The sequence below is a fragment of the Acinetobacter lwoffii genome, from assembly GCF_024129735.1.
In the GTDB taxonomy this organism is placed as follows: domain Bacteria; phylum Pseudomonadota; class Gammaproteobacteria; order Pseudomonadales; family Moraxellaceae; genus Acinetobacter; species Acinetobacter lwoffii_H.
This window is the reverse complement of sequence record NZ_JAMXXK010000046.1, coordinates 13,972-28,446: the sequence shown is the minus strand read 5'-3', so window position 1 is coordinate 28,446 and position 14,475 is coordinate 13,972. Positions and strand designations below refer to the sequence as shown.

The following is a 14,475-nucleotide window of genomic DNA, read 5'->3' as shown; positions in this document are numbered from 1 at the left end:
TTCCCGAACTCAGAAGTGAAACCTCTTAGCGCTGATGGTAGTGTGGGGTTACCCATGTGAGAGTAAGTCATCGCCAGCTCATTATTCGAAAATCCCCCTCCGCCAAGGCAGAGGGGGATTTTTTTTATGCGTGGAATTTAGTCAAATAAATGTTATTTATGTGCTATTTCGACTGAAACATCACATAAAAATAAAATTGAGAGGCGTATACTGAACCGGTCTATGGAGCGGATATGTCCTCAAATTCATCTTCAAGCCATATTGAATATGGCTCTTCTGCTTTTAAAGCAGTGCTTTTTTCCTTATTCCTTGCTGGCTTTGCCATTTTTTCATCACTGTATTGCGTACAGCCGATGATGCCGATTCTGGCTGATTATTTCCAGGTCAGCCCGACTCAAAGCAGTTTCCCTTTATCTTTTTCTACCATTGCCTTGGCAGTTGGCCTGATTTTTACTGGACTAATATCAGACCGATTCGGTCGTAAGCCGATTATGGTCTGGTCTCTATTTTCAGTCTCAGTATTATTACTATTAAGTGCAATATTGCCGATCTGGTCCGTGTTTCTGACCACACGAGTAATGATTGGATTGACAGTCAGTGGTGTCGCTGCGGTCGCGATGACTTATATCGGAGAAGAAATTGCAGAAAAAGATATCGGTTTTGCCATGGGCTTATATATTTCTGGCACAGCGATAGGTGGTATGGGAGGGCGTTTAATTGCCGGAGTTTTAGTGGATTTTATCTCCTGGCAATCTGCCACTTTGATTATCGGTATCTTAAATCTTTGTATCGCTGGATTATTTTCTTACCTATTACCCGCTTCGCAACATTTTAAAGCCTATCCAATCAAGCTGAATCGTTTTAAAAACTCATTTAGGCAGAATCTCGCTGATCCAAAACTTCGGGTTTTATTCCTGCAAGGTTTTATCTTGATGGGCTGCTTTGTCTCGGTATTTAATTATCTGAGTTATCGCTTGATCCAAGCGCCATTTGAATTATCTCATGTCTGGATTGGCGTGATTTCGATTACTTATTTGGCTGGTATTTATAGCTCCCCTCGAGCAGCACACTGGGGATGGCATTATGGCAAATTCAGAATATTGGCAGCCATGATCCTGATGATGCTTGTGGGCTTGGCGCTGATGCTGATTAATCAGTTGGTTGTTGTTTTTATCGGATTGCTGATTTTTACTTTTTCTTTCTTCGCTGCCCATTCGACTGCCAGTAGCTGGGTGTCGATCCAGTCGTTACAGTATCGGGCAGTCGGTTCGTCGCTGTATTTATTTTGCTATTACCTGGGTTCAAGCGTGTTGGGGAGCTCAAGCGGATTGGTATGGGAAAATTATGGCTGGATAGGATTAACTGTGTTTATCACAGCGTTATTACTGACAGGTTTGGCATTTAGTTTAAGACTCCGTTCAAATTAGAGATTCTGTCCAAGCTTTCCTCCTCATAAATAAGATAAATTTCTTTTTTGATATATTTAAACTTTAGATTCAAGTGACAAATAGAAAGTGGTTCAGTTAGTCTCTGATTTTGTATAAATTATAATCAAGCAAGCTAGACCTGATTCATGGTAAAATAATCGGCTTTCATCTTTGATCTTATTTTTAGATCTCCTATCATCTGCCAGCCGAGAATTGCTAGCCATGTCTACTGCTTATACCATGCAGACTGCGCCAAAAGCGTTGTTTGATTACGACAAATATTGGGCGTCTTGTTTTGACCCTGCGCCATTTTTGCCGATGTCACGCGAGGAAATGGATCAACTCGGCTGGGACAGCTGTGATTTTATTTTAGTTTGTGGTGATGCTTATATCGATCATCCATCTTTCTGTTCAGGCATTATTGGCCGTACCCTGGAAGCACAAGGCTTCCGTGTCGGTATTATTGCACAGCCAGACTGGACCAGCGTGGATGCGTTCCGCGTTTTGGGTAAACCAAATATTGCCTGGGGTGTAACAGCAGGGAATATGGATTCCATGATCAACCGTTATACGGCTGACCGTAAAATCCGTTCTGATGATGCCTATTCACCAGACAATCAGCCAAACAAACGTCCAGACCGTGCGGCAACTGTGTATTGCCAGCGTGTTCGTGAAGCTTATCCGGATGTACCAGTATTGCTCGGCGGTATTGAAGCGTCGTTACGTCGTATTGCACATTATGATTACTGGTCAGACAAAGTCCGTCGTTCAGTCTTGATGGATTCAAAAGCCGATCTTTTAATGTACGGTAATGGCGAACGCTCAATCACTGAAATCATGCATCGCTTGGCGCGTGGCGAGAAAATTCACGAGATTACTGATGTTCGCGGTACAGCGTTTATTGTGAATAAACACAACCGTGCCTCTAAAGCCAAGTTTGTGGAAATTGCATCGAATGATGTCGATGCCATTGGCCGTGTTGATCCAATTATTAACCCGTATGTCATGACTGAAGATATCGAGGGTTGTGAGATTGAACAAGGCAAGGATTCTAGCCAGTACCAAGGTTTTCAAAAAGAACATGTCGCTAACCCGATTGTGCGAGCAGGGGATGACTTAGATCCTGATACACAAATTGTGCAACTGCAACCGGCTTCTAAAGCGATTAAACATAAGTTACCGCCGCGCGAATTGGCCGTAATTCGTTTGCCTGCTTTTGAAGAAGTGGCTGCAGATCCAGTGCTCTACGCACATGCCAACCGTATTCTGCATCTGGAAACCAATCCGGGGAATGCGCGTGCCATGGTGCAAAAGCATGGTGAACGTGATGTCTGGTTGAATGCACCGCCAATTCCGTTGACTACCGAAGAAATGGACTATGTGTTTGACCTGCCTTATGCACGTCTGCCGCATCCTGCTTATGGCAATGCACGTTTCCCGGCATTCGACATGATCAAGTTCTCTGTGAATATCATGCGTGGCTGTTTCGGTGGTTGTACCTTCTGTTCAATTACGGAACATGAAGGTCGTATTATTCAGAACCGTTCTGAAGAATCGATTCTGCGTGAAGTGGAAAAAATCCGTGATACCGCACCGGGCTTCACGGGTATTATCTCGGACTTGGGTGGCCCAACAGCCAATATGTATCGTTTGGCCTGTAAAGATCCTGAGATTGAAAAGAACTGTCGTAAACCGTCATGTGTATTCCCGGGCGTTTGTCAGAATTTGCATACGGATCATGCTCCATTGACGCAGTTATACCGTAAAGCGCGTTCTTTACCAGGCATTAAAAAGATTCTGATTGGTTCAGGCCTACGTTATGACCTTGCGGTTTTAAACCCTGAATATGTCAAAGAACTTGTCACCCATCATGTCGGTGGTTACTTAAAAATTGCGCCTGAACATACCGAAAAAGGCCCACTCAATAAAATGATGAAGCCGGGTATTGGGACTTATGACCGCTTCAAGCAAATGTTTGATCGTTATAGTAAGGAAGCAGGCAAGGAACAATACTTAATTCCTTACTTCATCGCGGCGCATCCGGGAACTACCGATTACGACATGATGAATTTGGCGATTTGGTTGAAGAAGAATGGTTTCCGTGCCGATCAGGTACAGACCTTCTATCCTTCACCAATGGCGACTGCAACTACCATGTACTACACTGGTAAAAACCCGCTGGCGAAAGTGGCGCGTTATACTGAAAATGTCGACATTGTGAAAGGTGAGAAGCGTCGTCGTTTGCACAAAGCTTTCTTGCGTTATCATGATTCAAACAACTGGCCGTTATTGCGTGAAGCCCTGAAAGAAATGGGTCGTCAGGATTTGATTGGTAACTCGAAACAGCATTTGATTCCGACTTATCAGCCTGTAGGCAGTGCAGACGGTCAGTATCAATCGGCGCGTAAGAAAAACTCGACGGTTGCCGGTGATTCGCAAAAACGTACTGGTGAGCAAGGGAATCGTAGCAAGGCTGCACAAGCTCAGTCTCGTCCTTCAAATACCAAGAAGCGTCCTGAACGTGGGCAAATTCTGACCCAGCACACAGGTTTGCCGCCGCGTGAAACAGGCGATGCCAAAAAACCGTTTGGTGGGCCAAAGCCTAAAGCGAAGCCCAAATCACGTGCATAATTAAGTTAATAAAAAGACACTTCGGTGTCTTTTTTTAGCTCTTGGGTAAAGTAACGTAGCCTGAGCTTGTTCGTTGAAAGTGTAAAAGAATATATTATTTGCATTAAGTTCTTTAAAAAAGTGATATAAAAATAACACTTTGTCGGAATTGTCCTACAGTTGGGCAGATATGTATTGCGATCAATTCCATGGATGTTTTAGAGTGCATTATCAGTACTTTAAATCCACTTTCATTGGCATCTAGAGAGATGTCACTTTAGGTAACATAGAATCGAGTTTTGATACCAGTTGTATGGGTATTTAAACAGATTGGTTGTTAGCTCTATTTAAAATAAAGCGTGGGTTTATACTGCACAACAATAAAACAAAAATGATTATAAGAATGCAAGGATTTAGGCATGACCACCTATATTATGATTGGGAGTTTCCTGCTCTTCTGTGTCGTGCTCATGGCATGGAAAAAGCTCGGAAATAATTCCAAACCACAAGACAGTGCGTTAAAGCAACGTGCTATTTTTAACCTGAATGAGCAATTGACCTTCACTCGCCTGAGAGAAGTCTTACCTGAATACATTATTCTGGCACATGTTTCCTATGATGCCTTAATGACGACTAAATTTAACCGGACTCGACATAAGTACCGCAACCTGACTGCAGATTTTGTAATTCTGGATCAGCAGCACCAGATTTTAGCCGTGGTGGGAGTGGATGATCCCTTAATCTTAAAGCGTCCCCAGCAGACGGGTTTTCAGGATGCATTACTAACCATGGCCGGTTATCGGGTGATTCGCTACGAGGATGTGCCGGAATATTATCAGTTGCGCCAGGACTTCTTGCAGGAGCAAGCGCAAATGCAGAAAATGCCCAAATATACAGTTAGCAATGATCTGAAAAAATATTATTTATATTCGGATTTAGAGCGCAGTAAAATTAAAGCAGTCGGTTAAAACAAAAAAGCATGCCAGAAGCATGCTTTTTTTTTATGAGTATCGATCTTGAAACATTATTCCGGTTTAACCGCCACGACGGTCAGCTCGACCAATACCCGTGGATCATAGAGTTTTGCTTCGACACAGGTACGAGGCAGGGCTTCGATATCAGCGACCCAGGCATCCCAGACTTCATTGAAGGCTGCATAATCCTTTTCAATATCTTTCAAATAGATAGTTACCGACATGATGTGACTTTTGTCTGTGCCGGCATCTGCCAGAAACTGGTCAATAATATCTAAAGTCTGTTGGGTTTGCCCTTTAATATCCAGTTCGACATCTGTGGCCAGCTGGCCGGCAAGATGCACCAGATTACCGGCAATAGCAATTTCCGAAAAGCGTTTCGATACGTGTAAACGTTCAACTGTCATGTTGTTCATCCTGAGTTTTGGGCATCAGGGCTGCGACCAGTGCAGTCAGCAGACAACCCACCGCCAGATAGATGGCTACATAATGCCATGAACCATCCGCCCAAATCACCAGTGCCGCTGCAATAAATGGGGTAAAACCACCCCCAATGATGCTCGCCACCTGATAGCCAACTCCGGCACCGCTGTAGCGGTATTCTGTGCCAAACAGGGAGGTGAAAATCGGTTGATGGACACTGACCACCATATCGTGTGCGACGTTCGCCAGTAAAATTGCCCCCATAATGATCATCCAGGTGTTTTGTGCATCGAGCGCCATAAAAAATGGAAAGGCTGAAAGCGCACCAATCAAACCGCCCCAGACACACATTTTCTGATGATTGAATTTATCCGCCAGCCAAGCAAAAAATGGAATACTGAAACAGCTAATTACCCCGACCATCAGCGTGATATTCAGGAAGAACTGTTTGTCCATGCCTAGGTTGCTGGTGGAATAGTTCAGGGCAAAGTTGGTGACCAGATACATGGTCAGCAATTCAGTCAGACGTAAGGCAATGATATAGAAGAAAGCTTTTGGATGTTTGCTGATGGCTTGCAAGATTGGCAGCTTTTCTGGATGATGGTCTGCTTTCACCACCTTTTCCACAAACTCTTGAGATTCATCCTGATCACGGCGGATCCACATCGCCACAGCTAACAGTACGATGCTGGCCAGAAAGGGAATACGCCATGCCCACTCGGCAAAGGCTTCTTCACCCAGTGTCGCAAGTATAATCGACACTGCACCCGTCGCCAGAACCAGACCGACGCCGTAACCGACCTGAACTCCACTGCTATAAAAGGCCTTTTTTCCTTTTGGTGCATTTTCTACGGCCATGAGGGCTGCGCCGCCCCATTCACCCCCGACAGCAAAGCCTTGCAAGGCACGGCAAAACACCAGCAGCACCGGAGCCCACCAGCCAATTGCTTCAAAATTTGGCAGCAGGCCAATCCCGACCGTGGAAATTCCCATCAGGATTACCGTAAGTACCAGCATTTTTTTACGGCCAAGCTTGTCACCAAAGTGACCAAATACCACACCGCCTAAAGGACGAAACAGGAAGCCGACCCCAAAGGTGGCCAGTGCCGCCAGGGTGCCCATATTCTCGCCAATACTGGGAAAAAACTGATCTTTAAAAATTAAGGCTGCAACAATGCCGTAAAGGAGAAAATCATACCAATCGACAACAGCACCAACAAAACTAGATAGCGCAGCTTTACGTGCGCGTTGTTCTTGAACAACAGAAGAATTTACAGAAGACATGCAGGAGGGAATTCCATGAGTTACATCAGAGTTGCCCTGCAATATTCGGATTTGATCGTCACGCTAATCACAGGACAGCATGCTGAAAGTAAAGGTGATTTTCAGCATCTCAGCACATACATGGATAATGCATTGCGCAGATAGAGTACTCTAAAAAATCAAAATGTAAAAACAAAGTTGCCGTATTTTTAAACTAATGCCTAAAACGTGATCAAAAACAGTTTAAAGCAGCAATAACTGAGTTTCAGTCTCGGGGACGCTGAGCTGATACACGCCGACGCCGATCAGCCGAAATTGCATCTGTGGGGCAATATGCAGCTCGTCGAGCAGTAAGTCCAAGGCTTGGGCTAATTCCTGTGGACTACGCAGCACCTGTTTAAAACTTTTACTGTGTTGCATCACCTGAAAGTTCTTGAGTTTTAATTTGACCGTAACGCCGCGAGCCGAAAGCTGTTTTTTTTGCAGGCTTTGCCATACTTGTCCAAGTAAAGGCTCCCAATAGGGGCGACATTGGTTCAGATGCAGGTCATCATCAAAAGTGGTTTCTTTGGAAATTTGCTGGCGTTCCCGTTCCACTTCGACCGGTCGTTCATCAATGCCTTGAGCATACAAAAATAGCCGCCGGCCATATTTGCCAAATTGCTGAATCAGTAAGGCTTCATCAATTTGCTGTAAATCGCCTAAAGTTTCTAGATTCAGGCTTTTCAGTTTTTCCTGAGTGACTTTACCGACGCCGGGAATTTTTTTCAGTGGCAAATCCTGGATAAAACGCTGTACTTGTGACGGCTTAATCACACAGATGCCATTCGGTTTGTGCCAGTCCGAAGCAATTTTAGCGAGAAACTTGTTGGGCGCTACACCAGCAGAAGCAGTTAATCCGGTGGCTTGAAAAATATCCTCGCGAATTCGCATGGCGACTTCGGTAGCACTTGGGATTTGTTTTAAATTTTCTGTGACATCCAGAAAGGCTTCATCTAGAGACAGTGGTTCAATCAGGGAAGTATATTGTTGGAAGATCTGATGAATCTGTGCCGATACCTGCCGGTATTTGGCAAAATCTGGCTCAATCACGATAACTTGAGGACACAGTTTGCGCGCCTGCCCCATGGACATGGCAGAACGCAGGCCATAAACCCGTGCCGGATAGGAGGCAGCCGCGACCACCGCCCGAGGATGATGCGAGGCTATCACCACAGGTAAGTCTTTCAGTTCTGGACGTTCACGCAGCTCAACCGAGGCATAAAACGCATCCATATCGATATGAATAATTTTGCGCATGTACGCTATCTTAAGGGGCTTTAATCGGATTGGGAAGCGAAGGCTGAGTTGAGTAAATAGGGCTGCGGTTCGCTGAGCAGGACGACTTTTGTCCCTTGTCTCTCGGCAGCCTGAATCAGAAGTTGCAAACTTTTTGGGGTGTCATCGGCAAGACGGGGTAAAAATTGCAGCGGCTGGTTTAAAGGCTGAAAAAAATCATCCCAATGCACCGGAATCACCACTTTGGGCTTGAGCAGGTTCAGGGTTTCAGCCAGATATTGCTGCTGATAGGCATCGGATTGTCTGGAAAGCTGGGCAATGCCTAAAAATAAAGTATCGACCTGTAGGTTTTTAAATTGATCCGGGATAAATCCGGTACTGGCCTTGACCAGAATTTTATATCCCACATGCTCAATCAGGTAATCGAAACTGCCACCTTCCTTAAATTCGGAAAATTTAGCCGGAAGGGTGAAAGGCTGCAGCAGCTCTTCGCCTAAATCATCATTTACCGCTGTAGGCGGGGTATGTTGTGAGGGAATGGCAGTGATCTGGAAATGGCCCCATTGCTGTATTTGCCAAGGCTTAACCAGCTGTAATTGCTGTGGAGTAACTTTGGGATTTGCCCGGGCGATATTCAGTGTGCTCGGTGAACCGACGATAGCAGTTTTGGGAAGCATCTCCAGTAAGGCCGGTATATCCAGAACATGATCATAATACGAGTGACTGACCAGAATGGCTTGGGTTCGGCTCAATTCATGGTGTTGCATCAGTTGTTCAATGAGTAGCCTGTCACTTTGAATAGGGCGGTTAAGTACTTGCCACAAAGATGGCCGGCCAAAGAAACCATCGATCAGGATCTGATCGTGGCCATCATCGAGTAACAGGGTGGACACACCAAAAAATTTGACTGTAAGCCCGTGAACGGATATACCGGTTTGCGGCTGCCACGCTTTAAAGTCACTAACCTTGCCCGAAGCTTGCAACAGATAAGCCAGCATACCCGCGATGAGTAGGAGTAGAATCACCAGACCGAGTAAAACGCCTTTTATCCATTTCAATCTTTTTATTTCCTTGTTGTTTTTATAAAGAACTTGTTTTCAGGCGATCAGCTTTATTTCGCTTTATTCTCAGATGAAGGTACTACAATCGCATTCTTTTTGAGAAAATCCAGCCATTGCTGTTCTGAGCCATAAAAAACATTCAGGTCTACCGGTGTGGTAATACCGGGAATTTTCCCCTGACTGGTATGTTGCCAAAACGTCCATTTAGGCTGATCTTTTAAATCAGGCAGACCTTTGTATTCACGTACCCAGAGTGGTACGTTAGGAAAGTGTCCTGCCAGTACAATATTATAAAAAGCTTTAGAAATATAGAAAATCGGCTGCTTGCCATAATGCTTTTTCAGGGCATCGTGCATCACCTGAATTTCGTTTAAAAGCTGCTCTTTAGAATAGGTATTGATGCATTTGCTGTCATATTCCAGATCAATTACTGGCGGTAAGGCATCCGGTTTATTGGGTACGGAGTCAATAAAATTCTGGGCTTGAATGCTGCCATCGCGGCAGAGCCGGTAAAAATGATAGGCACCGACCAAAAAGCCGCGTTCACGTGCTTTCAACCAATTTTCCTGAAAACGGGTATCTTTAAAGTCGCCGCCTTCAGTGGCTTTCAGATAAACAAAACGGTATTTTTCAGGCGAAATCTGCTGCCACTGAATCTCTTTTTGATGATGCGATACATCAAAACCCTGAATAGGATAATCGGCTGCATGGGCAGACGGTGCTTTCATCAGGCAGAGATAGACCATGGCGATCGTGATCACAGTGATCAGCACGCCCAGCCCAATCAAGAGCGATTTATTAACTCTGTTCGGAGCCTGATTTTTTTGCATTTTCAGTCCTTGCCTATATGTGATTTAGCCTAAAACTTACAATCAGCCCAAAGTGAATATAGCGCATCAAACCGGGGTATTTTTAGGAATATGCCAGAAAATATAGGCCGCAATAATATTGATGCAGCCTAAACAGATCAGTGATACATGAAAAGCAGCCACCAGATTGTCAGCGCCGTAATAGGCACTCAGCATGTTCACCAGTGTTCCTGCCAGTGCCACCCCGATACTCATTGACAGCATCATGATCATCGACAGGAAACTGTTGCCGCTACTGGCATCCTGCTGGCTTAAGTCCTTTAAGGTCAGGGTATTCATCGACACGAATTGCAGTGAATTTAAAATGCCGAAGATAAAGAAATGAATCGCACGGAGCCAGATTGGGGTTTCCGCCGTGGTCAGGGCAAAACTGGCAATACATAGACCTACCAGTAAGGTATTGACCAGCAAGACCCGACGGTAGCCAAAACGCTGAATGATGTTGCGGATAATCGGTTTGGAGGCCAGCGAACCAAGCACAGTCGGAATCATCAATAAACCGGTAATAAAGGGTTCAAAACCGAATGCGACTTGCAACATGAGGGGGAGTAAAAATGGAATCGAGTTGCCGCCAAGACGGGCAAAGAAATTACCCAAAATGCCAATCGCATAAATTTTATTTTTAAACAGCCGGCTGCGAAACAGGGCATTGCTATGGGTATGTGAATGATAGGCATAAATCAGGGTGGCCAACAAACCGGCCAGAATCAGGCTGAGGCTCCACCACAGCGAGTTTTGTGGACTGGCAAAATTTTCAATTCCCAGACAGAGACCTACCATCGCCACGACCAGCAAGATAAAACCCCAATAATCAAAACGGGCGACTGTAGGTTCAAGTACATTCGGCATAGCCTTAAAGGTAATTAGTGCGCCCAGCAAGCCAATCGGCAGATTGATCAGGAAAATCCAGTGCCAGGACAGATATTCCACCATCCAGCCTCCTAAGGTCGGCCCAATTAAGGGTCCAATCAGGCCGGCCAGACTCATCAGACTCATGGCGGCCAGAAACTGGGTACGTGGAATGATCTTTAGCATGGCCAGCCGGCCGACCGGCAGCAATAATGCACCACCGATCCCTTGAAAGATCCGGTACACCAACAATTCGTTCAGGCTACTTGACCAGGCACAGCCCAAAGAAGCCAAAGAGAAAATAATAATCGCAGCAAAATAGGTATTTCTGACCCCGAAACGGTCAGCTAGCCAGCCACTTAAGGGAATGCAGGCCGCTACAGACAGTACATAAGCGACAACCACACTGTGCATGCGTAGCGGATCTTCCTGCAAATTTTGGGCAATTGCAGGTAGGGCGGTATTAATAATGGTGGTATCCAGCCCCTGCATGAAAAAGCCAATCGAGACCAACAAGACCAGTAGTCTGAACTCGGGATCTAAGGCTTGATGCGTAGGCGTGGCATTCATAATTCTGGAAAACTGAAAATTTTGAATAGTTTAAAGGAATCAGCCGAGTCTGTCGTATATAAAGCGTTTCAACTTTTATGCGGTGTTGTGTCAAGGAACTGCAACCGATCTGTCATGGCACTGCAATGCTCTGGTTATAAATTGGTCACGAATTCTTCATGATAGATCAACAAAAAAATGAAATTAAAATTAAAGTCTTTGATAGTGGCCATGCTGGCTGTGGGGATGGTGGCATGTGGAAGTGAGAATGAAAATGAAACACCGGTTCCAATCGTCGAGGCTACACCGAACTCGATCGAGTTAAGCAAATTGTCGGCTTATGAATCGGGTGTGTTTGCGCAAAGTGCAGCAGAAATTCCAGCCTTTGATGCCGAGAGTCAACGCCTATTCGTGGTCAATGCCAAAGAAGGCGTATTAGATGTGCTGGATTTAAGTCAGCCTGATCAGCCGAAAAAAATAAGTTCCATCAAGGTCGATGACATTGCGCCAGAGGCTGAGGTCAACAGTGTCGCAGTACATAATGGCATCGTCGCCATTGCGATTCAGGCTGCTGTGAAAACTGACCCGGGCTATATTGCTTTATATCAGGCCAAAGACCTGAGCAAGTTGGCCCACGTACAGGTGGGTGCCTTGCCGGACATGCTGACTTTCACACCGGATGGTCAAACTTTGCTGGTGGCCAATGAAGGCGAGCCTTCTGATGATTATCAGGTTGACCCTGAAGGGTCGGTGTCTGTCATTAATCTGGCCAATTTAAAAGCCCCGATCGTTCGTACAGCAGACTTTAAGGCCTTTAACGGACGGGAAGCAGCATTGCGTGAACAGGGCATCCGCATTTTCGGACCAAAGGCCAGCGCAGCGCAGGATTTTGAACCTGAGTACATCACTGTTTCAAAAGATGGAAAAACCGCCTGGGTTGCCTTACAGGAAAACAATGCCTTGGCCAAAATTGATGTGGCTTCTGCCAAAGTACTTGCTGTTTATCCATTTGGCTTCAAAGATCATGGCATGAAGGGTCATGGCATGGATATCAGCGATGCGGATGGTATCGACGGTAAAGGCAAAATCAATATTCAAACTTGGGCCAATGTCCGAGGCTTATATATGCCAGATGCGATTGCAAGTTTCGAGGTCGCGGGCAAAACCTATATTGTGTCTGCCAATGAAGGCGATGCCCGTGCCTGGGGTGAAAACAATCCTGCATATTTCAATAACGATACCAGCCAGGGCTTTGTAGAAGAATGGCGGGTGAAACACTTGTTCCATACCAAAGGTTTTGACCGCCGTCTGGGTGATGATTTGCCAGCTCATCTTCGTGTATTGGCCAAAGGAGCAGAACTCAATCCGAATAATTTTGCGTATTGTGGCGCGGTGGCAGGGGATGCCAAAGACTGCCGTGAAGATCATCTGCTGGGACGTTTAAATATTACGTGGACTGAAGGCTATCAAAAAAATGCCGATGGTACAGCCAAACTGAATGAACGGGGCAATCTGGTCTATGATCATTTATATAGCTTTGGTACACGCTCGGTCAGTATCTGGGTGGAAAATGATCAGCAGACCGGTTTAGAACTGGTATGGGATTCGGGCGATCAGTTTGAGCAGTATATTGCCAAACATCATCCTGAGATTTTCAACTTTAATCATGAAGAAGCCGGACTGGATAATCGCAGTGACAATAAAGGGCCGGAACCTGAAGGGGTGACCTTGGGGCAGATTGGTCAAAAAACCTTTGCCTTTATTGGGTTGGAGCGTGTCGGTGGCATCATGGTCTATGATGTGTCTACACCTGCATCACCAATCTTCGTGCAATATATTAATTCACGTGATTTTAAAGCAACCACAGCGCAGATTGAAATGGGACAAGCCGGTGATTTAGGACCGGAAGGTTTGGTATTTATCCCCGCCAAAGACTCCCCGAATAAGAAACCACTCTTGGTGGTCGGCCATGAAGTCAGTGGCAGCACCACGATTTATCAATTAAATCTCAAGTAACCAAAAGCTTTTAGACTCAGGGCACTTCGGTGCTCTTTTTTGTAAGGTGACCGCATATATGACATTTTTGTCATTAAAATGAAATAAAACCGTCATAATCTTGGGCCAACTTTTCAGCAATGCTGAAATCTCCTCGCGTATAGGTTTGTTTTTATGACAATCGAGATTTTGATGGTGATCGGCTTTTGTTTAGCCGCTTACTCTATTGTCGGAAATGATGTACCTCAAACCCTAGGGACATTTATTTCTTCGAATTCACATCGCCCATGGTGGGTGTTGTGGATTTATATCAGCTCAATTTTAATTGTCGTATTGGTCTATGGTTGGTATGCATCTGGGGTGGGTGATGCCTCATACGGTCGTTTAGAAACGATTCCTTTCCCTGAAGGTGGTATTACCTGGCTGTATATTGTGCCGCCAATTCTCCTGTTACTACTAACCAGATACGGGATTCCAGTCAGTACCACCTTCCTGGTGCTTACGATTTTCTCTCCTGCCAGCTTAGGCTCGATGATGGTCAAATCGATGATGGGCTACGCCGTGGCCTTTATTGTAGCGATTGTCATCTATCGTTTTGTGGTCAAGCAGCTGGCACGGCATTTTGCCAAGACACGTCATCAGGAGCACTCCAAGGTCTGGATGGGCTTGCAGTGGGTATCTACCGGTTTCCTGTGGAGCCAATGGCTGATTCAGGATCTGGCCAACATCTTCGTGTATGTGCCGCGTCAGGTACCGTTTGAATTCCTGATGTTTGCGATTGCGGTATTCGTAGTGTTGCTGGGCGTGATTCTGTATCAACGTGGTGGGGCCATCCAGAAAATTGTCGATACCAAAACCGGTGTGACCGACATTCGTGCTGCGACGATTATCGACTTCCTGTATGCCATTATCCTGTTGATCTTCAAAGAGTGGAGCAATATTCCAATGAGTACCACTTGGGTATTCCTGGGATTACTTGCAGGTCGTGAATTTGCCATGTCGATGATTCTGGATGAAGTCAATAAACATCGTACGTCACGCAATGTCAGTGCAGATGCCATGAAACTGATGTTCGGTCTGGCTATGTCGGTCATTCTGGCAACGACTTTGCCGATGTTTTATGAGTTTGTGACGAATTATGGTCAATAAGACCTGATATTAAAAATCCAATAAAAAA

Annotated in this window: 12 protein-coding genes and 1 rRNA gene; 7 read left to right on the top strand and 6 right to left on the bottom strand. The window is 45.4% G+C overall.

Annotated features, from left to right (window positions below):
* From rrf to NI469_RS12510, 4 genes are all read left to right on the top strand, one after another.
* Positions 1-79: ribosomal RNA gene (gene rrf / locus NI469_RS15990) — 5S ribosomal RNA — on the top strand; the annotation flags it as partial.
* 154 nt (positions 80-233) lie between these two features.
* Positions 234-1,427, top strand: a complete 1,194-nt coding sequence (locus NI469_RS12520) for an MFS transporter (RefSeq protein ID WP_191112182.1) — start codon at positions 234-236, stop codon at positions 1,425-1,427.
* Positions 1,428-1,649: 222 nt separating this feature from the next.
* Complete coding sequence (locus tag NI469_RS12515) at positions 1,650-4,058, top strand: YgiQ family radical SAM protein (RefSeq protein WP_004644879.1); 2,409 nt, start codon at positions 1,650-1,652, stop codon at positions 4,056-4,058.
* 398 nt (positions 4,059-4,456) lie between these two features.
* A complete protein-coding gene (locus NI469_RS12510; RefSeq protein ID WP_005108423.1) occupies positions 4,457-5,005 on the top strand; it encodes a DUF2726 domain-containing protein in 549 nt (182 codons plus the stop codon).
* A gap of 56 nt (positions 5,006-5,061) precedes the next feature.
* Here the strand turns inward: NI469_RS12510 and NI469_RS12505 are convergent, their stop codons facing one another.
* Together NI469_RS12505 and shiA are read right to left on the bottom strand one after the other, a co-directional pair.
* Positions 5,062-5,418, bottom strand: coding sequence for a RidA family protein (locus NI469_RS12505; RefSeq protein ID WP_005101539.1), 357 nt, complete (start codon positions 5,416-5,418; stop codon positions 5,062-5,064).
* On the bottom strand, positions 5,408-6,718 hold the full coding sequence (shiA, locus tag NI469_RS12500) for a shikimate transporter (protein ID WP_253175361.1): 1,311 nt from the start codon (positions 6,716-6,718) through the stop codon (positions 5,408-5,410). Before shiA ends, NI469_RS12505 begins: the two co-directional genes overlap by 11 nt.
* A gap of 15 nt (positions 6,719-6,733) precedes the next feature.
* Here shiA and NI469_RS15895 point away from each other — a divergent pair, with 15 nt between their 5' ends.
* The gene (locus NI469_RS15895; RefSeq protein ID WP_004732574.1) at positions 6,734-6,862 is read left to right on the top strand and encodes a hypothetical protein; all 129 of its coding nucleotides are present in this window, start codon (positions 6,734-6,736) and stop codon (positions 6,860-6,862) included.
* A gap of 78 nt (positions 6,863-6,940) precedes the next feature.
* Here NI469_RS15895 and dinB read toward each other — a convergent pair whose 3' ends face one another.
* The 4 genes from dinB to mdtD all read right to left on the bottom strand — a co-directional run bounded on the left by dinB (position 6,941) and on the right by mdtD (position 11,324).
* Entirely contained in the window at positions 6,941-7,996 is a 1,056-nt protein-coding gene (gene dinB / locus NI469_RS12495) for a DNA polymerase IV (protein WP_253175359.1), read from the bottom strand.
* 20 nt (positions 7,997-8,016) lie between these two features.
* A complete protein-coding gene (locus tag NI469_RS12490) occupies positions 8,017-9,033 on the bottom strand; it encodes an MBL fold metallo-hydrolase (RefSeq protein ID WP_253147165.1) in 1,017 nt (338 codons plus the stop codon).
* A 53-nt stretch (positions 9,034-9,086) separates the two neighbouring features.
* Complete coding sequence (locus NI469_RS12485; protein ID WP_253147164.1) at positions 9,087-9,866, bottom strand: glycoside hydrolase family 25 protein; 780 nt, start codon at positions 9,864-9,866, stop codon at positions 9,087-9,089.
* A 66-nt stretch (positions 9,867-9,932) separates the two neighbouring features.
* On the bottom strand, positions 9,933-11,324 hold the full coding sequence (gene mdtD, locus NI469_RS12480; protein ID WP_086044350.1) for a multidrug transporter subunit MdtD: 1,392 nt from the start codon (positions 11,322-11,324) through the stop codon (positions 9,933-9,935).
* A 177-nt stretch (positions 11,325-11,501) separates the two neighbouring features.
* Between mdtD and NI469_RS12475 the strand changes: the two genes are divergently transcribed.
* Both NI469_RS12475 and NI469_RS12470 read left to right on the top strand, forming a co-directional pair.
* Entirely contained in the window at positions 11,502-13,319 is a 1,818-nt protein-coding gene (locus NI469_RS12475) for a choice-of-anchor I family protein (RefSeq protein ID WP_420909186.1), read from the top strand.
* A 153-nt stretch (positions 13,320-13,472) separates the two neighbouring features.
* Entirely contained in the window at positions 13,473-14,447 is a 975-nt protein-coding gene (locus tag NI469_RS12470; RefSeq protein ID WP_195725455.1) for a hypothetical protein, read from the top strand.
* Positions 14,448-14,475 lie beyond the last annotated feature (28 nt).

What these genes read in the sequence shown, in the direction of transcription:
- NI469_RS12520 (WP_191112182.1), top strand. Translation starts at nt 234, where the DNA reads ATGTCCTCAAATTCATCTTCAAGCCATATTGAATATGGCTCTTCTGCT.
- shiA (WP_253175361.1), bottom strand. Translation starts at nt 6,718, where the DNA reads ATGTCTTCTGTAAATTCTTCTGTTGTTCAAGAACAACGCGCACGTAAA.
- NI469_RS12485 (WP_253147164.1), bottom strand. Translation starts at nt 9,866, where the DNA reads ATGCAAAAAAATCAGGCTCCGAACAGAGTTAATAAATCGCTCTTGATT.
- NI469_RS15895 (WP_004732574.1), top strand. Translation starts at nt 6,734, where the DNA reads ATGAGTTACATCAGAGTTGCCCTGCAATATTCGGATTTGATCGTCACG.
- NI469_RS12505 (WP_005101539.1), bottom strand. Translation starts at nt 5,418, where the DNA reads ATGACAGTTGAACGTTTACACGTATCGAAACGCTTTTCGGAAATTGCT.
- dinB (WP_253175359.1), bottom strand. Translation starts at nt 7,996, where the DNA reads ATGCGCAAAATTATTCATATCGATATGGATGCGTTTTATGCCTCGGTT.
- NI469_RS12515 (WP_004644879.1), top strand. Translation starts at nt 1,650, where the DNA reads ATGTCTACTGCTTATACCATGCAGACTGCGCCAAAAGCGTTGTTTGAT.
- mdtD (WP_086044350.1), bottom strand. Translation starts at nt 11,324, where the DNA reads ATGAATGCCACGCCTACGCATCAAGCCTTAGATCCCGAGTTCAGACTA.
- NI469_RS12470 (WP_195725455.1), top strand. Translation starts at nt 13,473, where the DNA reads ATGACAATCGAGATTTTGATGGTGATCGGCTTTTGTTTAGCCGCTTAC.
- NI469_RS12510 (WP_005108423.1), top strand. Translation starts at nt 4,457, where the DNA reads ATGACCACCTATATTATGATTGGGAGTTTCCTGCTCTTCTGTGTCGTG.
- NI469_RS12475 (WP_420909186.1), top strand. Translation starts at nt 11,502, where the DNA reads ATGAAATTAAAATTAAAGTCTTTGATAGTGGCCATGCTGGCTGTGGGG.